The following is a 13,055-nucleotide window of genomic DNA, read 5'->3' as shown; positions in this document are numbered from 1 at the left end:
GCTATCTTCCATGTATTTTTCAGTATGTCGCTTGCGTTTTTTTCATCTTCTCAGTCACATGCGGGTTGTAATTATGCGTCCATATTTCCAGCCCTGTTACGAAATAATTATGTACTCCTTCGACACGGAAGTTATGCACGGTGGTGATGCCGTTCTTAATCTCGATACGGTCGATCGGATAGAGTTCTGGATTTTGAAACAGGTCACCTGCTTTAGGGTGTCTTGCCTCAATCCAGCCTTGGCCGGGCACCCAGAACGGATGCTCTTCCGTTGTCGTTATCGTTATTCCTTTGACCGTAATTCGGTACGTCTCGGCCTGCCTTTTGAACAATTCCACAACCGTATTATAGGTGTATACTGGAGTCAAATCCGGAGGAACCGGTAAATAGCAGCTCTGCTGGCATTGTGCTGGTGAGGCTCTTTTTTGCTGCCGATCAAATCTCACGGGAAAAGCCCCGGGAGTATTCCGAGGCATTTCTCTTACGGGTAGACACGGGGTGGAGCATGGCCGATGGCACTCCACAAAAATGAGTTATTACCAAAAATGTCTTTCACAACAATGTCTTCTCCGTTTTTTGCACACGATCAACACTTTCTGCCCTTCTTTAAGAATAACCTTGATTGCTTTATGATGACGTCTCATTCAAGCCACCTCCTTTTCTAAGATACAATATGAGAAAGTACTTCAAATGATTGGACCAGTATCACGGCCAGTGAATTGAGGCATACCTATTATGGTTCCTTGCCTCCTTATCAGTGGGCCGTCTTTAGGGCGGTCTTTTTCTATTTCTAAATGACTTTAGCGCAGCAATACATCGCATGGGCCGGACGTGGAAAGTATTCCCGCTTGTTTCGTACCAGGCGATAAAGGCATTGACTTCATCCAAACTGAGGTCAAATTCTTTTTCTAAACCCGTGGTCATCGTTACGACAAGTATTGCTTATCACCTATAGGTTGTTCTGGTTCTTGGGGATCTGGCTCTTTCGGCTCTGGTTCTTCTTATCGATAACCGCTGACACGGCTTGAGTTCTTGGGAAAGTTATTCACAACTGCTGTTGCAGCTCCCGCACGAGCAGTTGGCATAGGTTTCTTTTCAGACCAAGCACCAGATGCCGGATCGTATACATAGGTATGATTTCGCTTGATCCCTTCATACGCAGTTCTTCCATCGGAAGATCCACCAAAAACATTAATCTGCCTATTCCATGTAGCAATTGCCGCCCCTGTTCGGGGGGCAAGCATATCGCTCTTTTTTTACCTATTCCCCTGACTCTAAACATGAAGTCCTATATATTGAAATAATGTAAAGTTTGTTATTTAATTTTCATTTCAGGTAATTTCCATTGATAATCGAACGTTTATTTGCATATACTGTTATATAGAATAGAGAACAAATGTTCGAGGTGATGGGAATGAGGCTGGATCAATACATCGGTTACACGGTTGAGATTATATACGAGGACAAACATGGAGCCATTACGCAACGGCGCATCATTATCCGGAGCATCCGGGACGGCGTGCTGCATGCTACGTGCCTAAAGGCTGGAGCATGGCGGCCGTTTCGGATCGACCGCATATTGTCCTGGCAGCCGGTTAGGGGGAGAACAGCGTGACATAACGGTCTGTGGGAGTCCAGCCGTACGAGGCTTCCACAGCATAAGGAAGCACTGCTGCGGCACCGACACGAGCGGCGTGATATTGTCTTTTATAGCAATCTATTTTTAGTTATGGGGCTGGGGACTTATGTAAGGAATTTAAAACAATTGGTAAAAAATGATATGGATAATGTCTCCTTCGGAAGATAACCTTAACAACGACCAGAACGGCTGGTTAAAATGAAGTAGGAGATGTTAGGAATGGGAATTTTAAGCGGCAACCCTAAGGATGAGCCATTGCATTATGGCGAAGTTTTTGACGTGTGGTCCTTTTCAATGAAAGCGAAAGGATGCGTATCTGTTTACCGGGCATATCACTGCCACGCAGGAGATAAGGATTTAAAAAATATATTAGGAGATTTGATTAATCAAGCAGAACTGGAAGAGAAAGAATGCGATCACATATTAATCAGCAATGGAATAGCTCCGAGCCCGAAGCTTCCTGAGCGGCCGGAAGCCAGACTCGAAGAGATTCCCGTTGGAGCGCGGCTTACGGATCAAGAATTATCCGCTTTGATTGCAGCTGATACGGCAGCCGGCATGGTAATGTGCAGCCAAATCATGGCGAAATCAATTCGTGAAGACATCGGTGCGCTGTTTGGTAAATATCACATGACGAAAGCCGCATTGGCCCTGAAAATTTTGGAGATGAATAAAGAAAAAGGCTGGTTGGTCCCGCCGCCGCTGCATATAAAGAGACCGGAGGAAGTCGAAAAATAAGATACTTGCGGAAGCTATACCGAACGAGCCGGAGATCGGGAGCATGGCGCCCATCCGGAATTGGGTATAATCCATTGTCCGCAAAGCGAAGCCCCGGATTCCTCCGAGGCTTTTTTCTTGCGGGTATAGAGTAGGAGGAGCATCGCCGTCAATGGTGGATATAATTACTCAAAACGTCTTCTGTGTCTTTTGCACACTACCAATACTTTCTGACCCCGATGAAGAACAATAGTGATTGGTCTACGATGACGTCCCATTTAAGCCACCTCCTTTCTAATATTACGATATGAGAGACAGTTAGAAATGATTGTGCCAAAGCTCCGGTATAGTAGCGTGAAAAGGCTTAATAGATGTCCCATTCTAGAACTCGGGTAGTCATTTGGAACAAGACAAACAACAAACCCCGGAGCGCTCCGGGGTTATTTCGTCGTTGTCCATGTTATTGTCTTGCCATCGCTGATTGCCGTTATTGTTCCTTGCCGGTCTGTCCGGAATATCTTAACACCGGCTTTTGTGAGCCGGTTCATGGTAACCTTCTTGGGATGGCCATACTTGTTATCCGCTCCCGCGCTAATCACGGCCCAGGTTGGTTGGACCGCGTCCAGGAACTCCTGCGAGGTGGACGTGTCCGAACCGTGATGTCCCGCCTTCAGCACATCGGCCTTCAGTTTTTTCGGATGCTCCAGCATATCGCTTTCGCTTCTGGCCTCAGCGTCGCCGGTAAAGAGGAAGGAAGTCTTGCCATAAGAGAGGTGGAGAACCGCACTCCAAGCATTCAGATCCTTGCCATACTCAGCCGCGGGGGCAACAAACTTTGCTGTGACGCCTTCCAGCGGGATTTCAAGGCCTGCCTTGGCTGACTTGATTTTGAGGCCGCGATTTTTGACGGACATCAGGAAATCCTTGTATGTATTTGTGGTGTGGCTCACTTTGGGCGCATACACGCTCTTGGCGGGAATCGCATCAATTACCGTATCGAGACCGCCGATATGGTCGGCATCCGGATGCGTCGCTATCACTGCATCCAACTCCGTGACCCCTATTTTTTTAAGGTATTCGACAACATCCTGCCCCTTATGATTATCCCCGCCGTCAATTAAGATATGCTGTCCTTTTGGAGTCTTAATCAATGTAGAATCTCCTTGGCCGACATCCAAATAGCAGACTTCCAGGGTACCAGCAGGCTGCTGAGGCTGGCCTGTCTGGCTTACTGCCGGCATCCCCGCTGAGCATCCCGCCAGGAGCAATACGAAAATAAGAACAGTCGTGATGTAGAAATGCTTCTTCATATTTCCCTCCCGTCTCATTGTAGCATATCACGGCGCCGGATACCGGCTTTTCTTCCTAGCGGGATGGCCCGGGCGGCTGGCAGAATCCATGCCTCGATGTATTCCCTTATATTTTGTAGCGGCTCATCATCTGGCTCAACGTCTGTGCCATTTGATTAAGCTGCTCCGCATTTTTCAATAAGGCCGCCATATCCAGCAGCTGCTGATCCGTGAACTTCACGAGTGTCGTGGCATGCTCCGCGTTCTTCTCGGCGATGTGCGCGATTTCGTTAACGGATGCAAGCACTTCCTCAGAGCCGGCGGACATTTCTTCCGTCACGGCGGACGTATCTTGCATTTGGCCTGCCATATCGGTAATTTCCGATAAGATGCGCTGAATGAGCTGCACAGAGTTTTCTACTTTGTAAATGCCATCGGCGACGCTATCCCGAACGTCATCCATCGATTTGACGGCCTTGGAGCCATCATTCTTCGCTTCTTCGATCAGGTCGGCGATCTCGCGCGCGGAGTCCGCCGAGCGCTCCGCCAGCTTCCTTACCTCATGGGCAACGACGGCGAAGCCTTGACCGTGTTCGCCTGCGCGGGCGGCTTCGATTGACGCATTCAGGGCAAGGAGGTTTGTCTGCGATGCGATTTCGGTGATGGCATCGACAATAACGGCCATCTGTTCCGAGCGCTCGCCCAGATTGTGAACCAAGACCCCCGAATTACGCACGGATTCATCGATCGTGTTCATCTGTCTTACCGCTTCCTGCAGCAGCATGCTGCCATTCTTCGCCTGCTCGGACGTATCCATCGACGTCTCGGAAATGCTGGTTGTGCTCTCCGCGATCCGCTGAATGCCGATGGCCATCTCTTCCATTGCCTTGGAGCCTTCTTCCGTGCCCCGCATCTGCGTCTCGGCCCCGTCGGCGACTACCTTAACGATGGATCCGACTTCTTGAATCTGTTCCGTGCTCGCTGCCGTGTGTGCGGACAACTCCTTCGAAGAGGCTGCCAATGTCGTGGCGGCGCCGCGTATTTCGGCCACCAGATGGCGAATCGAAGATTGCATCGTCTGCAGCGATTGACCTAACACGCCGATTTCATCCTTTTTCTGCCGGATGTAAGCCGGAACCTCGCCCGTGAAATCGCCCGAGCTGATCGCCTTCAGATTCGTGACGACGGTCTGAAGCGGCTTCGTAATGTTAGATGCCAGCGCCAGCGCCAGCAGCACGGACAAGATGGCGCATATCGAGCTGGTCAGGAGATTGATCTTCCCGATTTTGTAGGCTTCTTGAGTCAATTCGCTTTTTTCAACGACAGACAGGTACTTCCAACCGGTTTGCTGTGACGTATATAAATTGGTGATGTAGTCTGTGCCGTCCATTCGGATCTCGAAATGCTCCGCCGTTTTCTCTTTGATGCCGGCAAATTCCGGCACGCCGATATCCGCAATATTTTTAGCTATAAGCTCCGGGTTGCGGGGATGAGCCAGAATCGTTCCGTCGCGGGAGAGCAGAATGACATAGCCTGTCGTCCGGATTTTGATGCTGTCGAGCTGCTCGGCCAGCTTGCCGAGGCTCATGTTCAGTCCGACTACGCCCAGCGGCTTGTCGTTGCCGTCGTTGACGGCGGTTACGCTGCTCATTCGCAAAAGGCCGCTAACCGCATCCGCATACGGTTCAGACATCGTGACTTGGCCGGGATTCGCCACCCCGTCATCGTACCAAGGGCGGGTCCGCGGATCATATTGAGCGGCCAATTCATCCTCCGGCCACTGTACGTAGCCGCCACCGGCCGTGCCTACAAACACGGAGGACGTGTTGGGATGTGTTTTGGCAAACCGCTCTAATTCTTTATAAATCTCGGTTTCAATGCCTCCGTTTTTTGAAGGTGTCGCCTTGCTCTTTTCCGGCCGGTTCATATATGAGGTGATGGTGTCATCGGCTTGGCGGATGATTGGGCTGGCAGCCAGGAGCTGCACATTTTCCTTCACGGTATCGAAGTAAAGAGACATTCTGCCGTCCACCTGCGAGACTTCATTCGTAGTCGATGTCACGAAATTATCGGTGATTTCCTTTACCATGCTATTATGGACAATCACGCCAATGAGTGAGATAGGAACGAGAATTGTCACTAAAAAGGCTAGAATCAGTTTCAGCTTAATGCTTCTTAACATAGAGCCCCTCCTCTAAGATGTTTGTCGTTGTGAACTCCCCCCATAAAATTCGACTTGAGTATTTATCGTCCGAGAAAAAGGGCTTTTTAATACAAATGACCGATCTTGGCAGGTTTTGAGGCAGAAGATGAATGGATCGTTTGCAAGGAGCCATTTATCTGGAAGAGGCTGCTGCAGTCTTTTCCGGGTTGCAAGGGAGGGACGATTCGCGGAGGAGATATATGTAGTTATGTAGAGTGAATGGCAATCCGGCGCCAAGGCCCACAAACGGCTGCGAGGCCTGTCTTCTTAATAGGGGAGCGGGCTTATCGCGATGAACGAGGAGAGGAAGCGGCTGTACGAGTACCTGTTACATTTGTGCTCTGATCAGTGTTATTGTTTCTGTCTCATCGTGGCATTATCTTCTTCCAAGAATAACAGCATGCGATGAACGTTTCGGTTGAAGAAATAGCGAAAAGGTGGTAGACTTATCACAGAATCGTCAAATTCATGAGATCGTCATATTTGGGACGCCGTCTTGAGTCTGGCTGGTCGAATGCGCGCATACCCAAGACCGCCAGAAATCGTACCTTTCTGACGGCCCTAAGCTGCAAGTACATATGTTGTTCGTTATTTTTCTAAGGGCAAGGAATCAGATTATCTGATGGATGAAAGTCTGCTTATTTAACGCCTTTCATATAGCTTTGGATTTTCGGGGACAGCAAGTAGAGCAGAAGACTCAGCACGATGGCTGCCCCTCCGATTACCCCAAAGTAAAGCATCTCGGTTTCTGGTGTATAGAATTTTACGATTTGGGCGTTAATGGCTTGGGCCGCGGCATTGGATAAGAACCATAGGCTCATGGTCTGGGCCGTGAAGGCAGCGGGCGCAAGCTTCGTCGTAGCCGAGAGGCCCACCGGCGACAAGCATAGCTCGCCGAGTACCACGACGAAGTAGCTAAGCACGAGCCACAATGGGTTGACGAGCGAAGCGGGTCCGCCCAAGTAAGCCGGCAGCAGAATGATCAAAAAGGACAAGCCGCCAAACAATAAGCCCAGCGAGAACTTTTGGGGTATGGTCGGCTGGCGATTTCCGAGCTTTACCCACAACCAAGCGAATACAGGGGCCAGTAAAATAATAAAGAGCGGATTCAAGGACTGGAACCAGGCGGGTGAGATATGGATGCCTGCGAATTCCAATTGGGTACGCTTGTCTGCATAATTGGCCAGAATGGTAGACCCTTGCTCCTGAATGGCCCAGAACATAATCGAAGCAATGAACAAAGGAATGTACGCAATAACCCGCGAACGCTCGACAGGCGTTGTTTTCGGACTGCGGTACATCACGACAAAGTACAGGGTTGGAATGAGGATGCCTAGAATCCCAACCAGCTTGATAAATGTATCGAAAGTCAGAACGCCAAATGCAATCGCAACCGCGATCAAGGCGCCCAGAACCACGGCACTCACACCTAGAAGAGCAAACACCTTTTTCTTCTCGGCGGGTGAGAGCGGGTTGACGACAACCGTACCGGCAAGACCCAGATTTTTGGAGCGGGTTGCCGCATATACGGCCAGGCCGATGAACATGCCGATAGCAGCCAGGCCGAAGCCAAGGTGGAAATTATTCATTCCGACGGTTCCTACCACTAGAGGAGACAGGAATCCTCCAAGGTTGATCCCCATATAGAAAATGCTAAAGCCCGCATCCCGGCGGTTATCTTGTTCGCCGTAAATTTCCCCTACTAAGCTCGATGCATTGGGTTTCAAGAGACCGGTGCCTAACACAATCAAGATCATGGATATAAAGAACAGCGAAGCATTTCCCGGTACAGCCAGCGCGATATGACCGAGCATGATCAAGATACCGCCATAAAAAACGGCTCTCGACGTGCCTAAAATCCGGTCAGCCATCCAACCGCCGATGATTCCCGACATATACACGAGTGATCCGTAGATGGACATTATCGCAAGCGCGGTGTTCTCCGGAAACCCGAGTCCGCCCCGCGACACTTCATAGTACATAAAGAATACAAGAATAGCCCTCATTCCATAATAGGAAAATCGCTCCCAGAACTCGGTGAAAAATAGGGTGAACAAGCCTTTGGGATGCCCGAAAAATCCCTTTTGCGGAACACTCTCTATAATCTTCTTTCTGTCATTACCCGCCATAGCAACTCTCCTTTAATAAAATAATCCTTTAACGTAATGAAGCTTTATATTTTTTTATTATAATACCCTGAATTGTATGACTGCAATCATTTCGAGGTGACAATATAAGACAGTCCCGGAAAAGACTACGCTATTAATAACTATGCAGCCTCCGTTTTCAAAATGCATCCCGGGCGGATGCCGGTTACCTGCTTCGCTGGGTCTAACGATAGTAAATAAGCGATGAACGGGGATATGCACTCCAGAGAACCGCTTCTGTTAGGAGGCGGTTCTTCCTTTATTGATAGATGTTTTACGGGAAGAAAGCTTCCTATAGATTCTATATTACCCAATAATGCTAGACCTATGCCGCTATTTACCATGATCAGTTTTTGAATAGGGTCGTTTGTTATCCTATTTGATGGGAACTTTTTCCTAGACACAGGGATAGAGTCCTGATCCTTCGACAGAAAGGAGCAGACAGCTTCCGTTGCAAGCTCATTGCAGTACAAATTTCATACGTAAAGAGGTGAGCGTCCCAAACCATGAGAGAGAGAAGAAAGACCTTATATGTTTTTTTGGTCGCCGCATTGCTGCTGAACCTAGTTATTCCGCCTTCCTTTGCGAGTGCGCTTGAAGGAGTGCCGATGGAGTCAGCGGGCTTTGGCGATAGCAGGGAACTGAGTGTGACGGATCTGACCTACGGGAAGAGCTTGAACACCGTTACCAATGCAACCTATGGAACGATCACAGAAAATATGATTACGTCGGTGACGATCAAGGATGAGGCGGACCACGATATTAGAGAGGTTCGTCCTGATGTAGGTTCACGCGTGACCGTCAACTATACGTGGGAACTCCCTTCCGGTCATCCCTATGGCAAGGGCTCTACGTATACCTTCCATCTTCCGGATAAGTTCGAGACCGCCACCGAATTAAAAGGCAAACTGGCGGGGGGGGACCGGAGAAGTTGGGACCTATATTGTCACTCCGCAGGGGCAAGTCACTTTTACCTTCAGTGAAGAAATCAATGCAGGGCAAGGCATGACAGGAACCTTCCATGTCTGGAGACAATTCGACAAGAGCAAGCTAAGCGGCGGGACGCGTGAAGATATCCTATTTGATATTCGGGATAATTCCAATTTTATCATCCCGGTTCACTTCAAGCCGGCATCCGGCAAAGATATGGACAAGCGGGGGAAGACCGATAAGGACCGAAATCCTCGCGAGGTTCGCTGGGAAGTGGACTTTAACAAGAGTGAACGTGAAATTAAAGACGCCGTCTTTACCGATACGATTACTCCAGAGGGACTTGAAATCAAAGAGGGAAGCATCGGGCTGTACAAGCTGCGGGTGTTATTAAATGGCCAGGTAGAGCCGCTCGAACCCGTGGACATTGCCGGGAAAGTGAAACGAACTGAAACTGGCTTTGAATTAAAGCTGGGTACGATACAGGATGCTTATCGGGTGACGTACACAACGGAGATTGTTGATGGCGAGAATAATAAAACGTACAGCAATACAGCCAAGATAACGGGCAGCAATAATATAGAGAGTGAAGCGCCGGCTAATGTCAGCGTTATCTTCAGCGAACCGCTGGCTAAGGAATCGACAGGCTATACGCCGAGTACCCAGACGATTCAATGGGCGATTCAATACAACTATAACGAGCGGGAAATCTCTCAATCCAAGGCGCTGCTTACGGATACTTTTGATACAACACGGCAAGAAGCAGACTTGGATTCCTTTGTCGTTAATGAAATGACGATTGACGATAAGGGGCGAGGGACGAAAAAAGCGGAGCTGAGCAAGGACAAGTATAGAGTGGAGAAGACCGGCGAAGGGTTTACGCTTCAATTCAAGCAGGACATTACGAACGCGTATGAAATCCGTTATTCCACGAAAGCGAAAAGCCGCGTGTATGATGAAGCCGTGAAAGTGACCAACAAGGTGCAGTACGCTGACAAGGAAGCAGACGCGGAGCGGACGATCGGCCAAGTTATATTCAGCAAGAGCGCCGGCAGCGTCGATTACAAGAACAAAACAATTACGTGGACGCTTACCTTGAACTCGGACAATGAGGACATGGACAATGTCGTGATCACCGACAGCTTTAAAGATCGGGGTTTAACCTTTATCGAGAGCAGTCTGGACATCCCGGGCCTGACCAAGAGTCAACATCCGGAGGGCACAGACGGCGATTATTCGGTGTCTCTGAATATGGCGGCGGACGAAGGGTTTATGATTAAGTTCAATAAATCCATCAATAAAGAGTATTTGATCACGTACAAGACGGCATTTGATCCGAAACTCAATAAGCCGGGCTATAAAAATACAGCTGCGTTAACATGGGACGAAGGAACGGAAAGCCAGACGCCAATTACGAAGGAAGCTGCCGTTACTCCGGACAGTTACACCAAAGATAATGGCAAAAAGGTTGGCGAATATGACGCAAGAACGAAGGAAGTCACCTGGACCATTGACGTGAACTACAATTTGCACGAGATTAAGAATCCCGTACTGCGCGATTTCTACACGGGCGAGCAGTCTTTCGATCCGGCAAAGGTGTAGGTTCGGCATTTACTTCTTACAGGCGGCGCAGACGGTGTTCGAACAGGGGATGCGCTTAAGCAAGGAGCCGATTACGTGGTGACTCCGATCAAGCAGGAGGGCACGGGCAAGGACGGCTTTGAACTGGTATTCAAGAAGCCGATTGATTCGGCTTACCGCATTGCCTATATCACGAGTCTGGAAGACCATCCTGTGACGAAAGCGTACACCAACGATGCCAAGCTTTACGACGGGGATATTGCCGCGGAACCTTTATTCAAAGGAACTTATACGGTCACGCCGAAGCATGGCGGAGAATATATCAGCAAGACGGGCCGCCAAGGGACAGGCACGGAATCCGACATATTTTGGAATATCAGTCCTATATCGACGCGGGGCACGGAGAAAAACTGGATAATAAAGTCTCCTTCCAGGGGCAATCTTCCGGGGACGTCGTTACAGGAGATGAAAAAGAAATTATCGTGAGGCTCGCGGGAGCAGGCGGTGAGGCTATCCCTTCGGGTCGCGGGAATATTATCGTTCTGAAAAAGGATGGATCAGGCAAGCCGTTAGCGGAAGCTTCCTTTGCCTTGTATGATAAGTCGGGCCGGATTTTGCTGCAAGGTCCTGTAGTAACTGGCGCCGATGGAAAGATAGTTTTGCAGGATCTTCGCTATAAGGACTATATTTTGAAAGAATTGTCTGCTCCAGAAGGTTATCTTATCGACAAAACCTATGAAGCCGGCGTTGCAATCGAGTTGAGAAAAAGCGAAGATACCAAAACGATTGTGAATGTCAAAGGCGTCTGGGATTTCGAGCTGACGAAGGCCGATGCGGATGAGCCTTCCCGGACGCTGCCCGATGCGGTGTTCAAGCTTCAACAGGATCATGGCAGCGGGTATAAGGATGTGTCCGGGAAGACCGACTTGAAGACGGATCAGAACGGCAAGCTCTATCTGTCCCATCTGGAGCCGGGCGGACACTATCAGCTCATTGAAGTGGAAGCTCCGCAAGGCTATGAACGGGACGAAACGCCTATTTCGTTCACGATCGGGAAGAACCAGACTTCTCTTCTCAAGCGGACCGTGGTAAATAAGCCGATCCCGGGTTCCGTCGAATTGACGAAGAAGGATGCTTATGACGGACAGCCGCTCTTCGGTGCCAAGTTCGAGCTGCGGGATGCGAAGGGAGCCGTCGTACGGGACGAGCTGGTCACCGACCAAAATGGAAAATTGGTCGTCAACGGGTTGAAGAAAGGCAGCTATTCCTTTGTCGAGACGGCTGCGCCTGAAGGGTATGAGAAGAACGCCAAGCCGGCAACATTTGATGTGAAAAATAATGAAACGACGATCATTGCCTTTACGAACGAACTGCGCCCGGGAACCGTGAAGCTGATTAAGGCCGAAGCGGGGCAGCATGACAACAAGCTTGCCGGAGCCGAGTTCCGGATTCTGGATGCCAGCCAAGAAGTTGCGAAGGATCGGACAGGGAAGGAACTGTCGCAATTGAGGACGGACGAGAACGGACAGGTGCTCCTCCCGAACCTGAACCCAGGCAAGTATTATGTTGAAGAGACGAAGGCGCCTGCCGGGTATATCCTGAATCCGCAGTTGGTTGAATTCCAAGTGAAGAGCACTGTCGAGACCGTGGTGCTTATCGAGAATTCGCGCGAGCCTGAAGCGCCGCAGACCGGAGCGGCGAAGCTGATCAAGGTCGACAGCAGCCGTTCGGACCTCAAGCTGGCAGGCGCCAAGTTCCGGCTCCTCGATGCCAATAAGGAACCCGTCAAGGATCGGACCGGAAATGACCTGCCGACCCTGATCACCAATACGAACGGGGAATTGCTTGTTCCGAATCTTGCGCCAGGGGCATATATTTTCGAGGAAATCGAGGCGCCTTACGGCTACCTCATCAAGCATAAGCAGACCGGGTTCGAGATTGTCGCCGGACAGGAGAAGCTGGTTACAGTCGAGAATACCCGTTACACGGGAGGAACGGCATCTCCTTCCGAACGGGATGATTCCGACACGCCGGGCACATCCGGCAATTCCGGCCAGCCGGCTGCGCCAGGAACGACGGCAAATCCGAACGTGCCTACCGTTCCGGGTACTATCGTCGAACCGGGCAACGGAACGAATCCGGACAGCGGAATGAATCCGGATCAGCCTTCCGTGCCAGGCGGCAGCGGGGAGCCTGATGGAGAAGATACAGGCGGCGCGGCACAGCCTGACGGCGCTACGGAGGACAACCAGGACGGAGAGTCTGCCAACAATTCCGATAACGAGGCCGACGCCGGAAATGCGGATGTCAATGGCGATTCTGATGCGGTTACGGAAGCGGATAATCCAAAAAGCATATTGCCGCAGACCGGCGGGGGAGCGCCTGTGTCCCCGATCGCAGGCTGGTTCTTATGTGCCGCAGGTGTTGGATTGTGGTACATGCGGAAAAGAATGAAGAGAGATGCGGCATAACGCTACCTTAACAACCGCCAAGGGTAAGATTCCTTGGCGGTTTTTCGCAGTTTTTTTGGCGCTGACAAGCTCAGGGCAG

The 13,055-nt window shown here is 50.1% G+C and carries 9 protein-coding genes and 2 pseudogenes; 5 read left to right on the top strand and 6 right to left on the bottom strand.

Going from position 1 to position 13,055, the window contains the following annotated elements; all coding sequences use genetic code 11:
* Positions 1-19: 19 nt before the first annotated feature.
* The 3 genes and pseudogenes from L6439_RS23410 to L6439_RS29805 form a co-directional block, all read right to left on the bottom strand.
* Positions 20-445 carry a Hint domain-containing protein gene (locus L6439_RS23410; protein ID WP_237096622.1) on the bottom strand — a complete coding sequence of 142 codons (426 nt, stop codon included), beginning with the start codon at positions 443-445 and terminating at the stop codon, positions 20-22.
* A gap of 403 nt (positions 446-848) precedes the next feature.
* A pseudogene (locus L6439_RS23405) lies at positions 849-967 on the bottom strand (ran-binding protein 10); the annotation flags it as partial.
* A gap of 33 nt (positions 968-1,000) precedes the next feature.
* Positions 1,001-1,243: a Kelch repeat-containing protein gene (locus tag L6439_RS29805; protein WP_213470621.1), complete on the bottom strand. Its 243-nt coding sequence runs from the start codon at positions 1,241-1,243 to the stop codon at positions 1,001-1,003.
* Between the two features lie 170 nt (positions 1,244-1,413).
* Between L6439_RS29805 and L6439_RS23400 the strand changes: the two genes are divergently transcribed.
* Positions 1,414-1,614, top strand: coding sequence for a hypothetical protein (locus tag L6439_RS23400; protein WP_237096621.1), 201 nt, complete (start codon positions 1,414-1,416; stop codon positions 1,612-1,614).
* A 243-nt stretch (positions 1,615-1,857) separates the two neighbouring features.
* Positions 1,858-2,376, top strand: a complete 519-nt coding sequence (locus L6439_RS23395) for a DUF3231 family protein (protein WP_213470623.1) — start codon at positions 1,858-1,860, stop codon at positions 2,374-2,376.
* A gap of 419 nt (positions 2,377-2,795) precedes the next feature.
* Here the strand turns inward: L6439_RS23395 and L6439_RS23390 are convergent, their stop codons facing one another.
* The 3 genes from L6439_RS23390 to L6439_RS23380 form a co-directional block, all read right to left on the bottom strand.
* On the bottom strand, positions 2,796-3,665 hold the full coding sequence (locus L6439_RS23390; protein ID WP_213470625.1) for a ComEC/Rec2 family competence protein: 870 nt from the start codon (positions 3,663-3,665) through the stop codon (positions 2,796-2,798).
* A gap of 106 nt (positions 3,666-3,771) precedes the next feature.
* Complete coding sequence (locus L6439_RS23385) at positions 3,772-5,826, bottom strand: methyl-accepting chemotaxis protein (protein ID WP_213470627.1); 2,055 nt, start codon at positions 5,824-5,826, stop codon at positions 3,772-3,774.
* Positions 5,827-6,485: 659 nt separating this feature from the next.
* Positions 6,486-7,976 carry a peptide MFS transporter gene (locus L6439_RS23380; RefSeq protein ID WP_213470630.1) on the bottom strand — a complete coding sequence of 497 codons (1,491 nt, stop codon included), beginning with the start codon at positions 7,974-7,976 and terminating at the stop codon, positions 6,486-6,488.
* Between the two features lie 524 nt (positions 7,977-8,500).
* Here L6439_RS23380 and L6439_RS23375 point away from each other — a divergent pair.
* The 3 genes and pseudogenes from L6439_RS23375 to L6439_RS23365 all read left to right on the top strand — a co-directional run bounded on the left by L6439_RS23375 (position 8,501) and on the right by L6439_RS23365 (position 12,976).
* Positions 8,501-8,977, top strand: coding sequence for a hypothetical protein (locus tag L6439_RS23375; RefSeq protein WP_213470632.1), 477 nt, complete (start codon positions 8,501-8,503; stop codon positions 8,975-8,977).
* Between the two features lie 22 nt (positions 8,978-8,999).
* Positions 9,000-10,991 (top strand): annotated as a pseudogene (locus tag L6439_RS23370) (collagen binding domain-containing protein).
* Positions 10,988-12,976 (top strand): SpaA isopeptide-forming pilin-related protein, encoded by a 1,989-nt coding sequence (locus L6439_RS23365; RefSeq protein WP_213470638.1) that lies wholly within the window; start codon positions 10,988-10,990, stop codon positions 12,974-12,976. The pseudogene L6439_RS23370 and the gene L6439_RS23365 overlap by 4 nt, the downstream one beginning before the upstream one ends.
* Positions 12,977-13,055: the final 79 nt, after the last annotated feature.

It is taken from the genome of Paenibacillus dendritiformis (genome assembly GCF_021654795.1).
GTDB lineage: Bacteria > Bacillota > Bacilli > Paenibacillales > Paenibacillaceae > Paenibacillus_B.
This window is presented reverse-complemented; position numbering and strand designations above follow the sequence as displayed.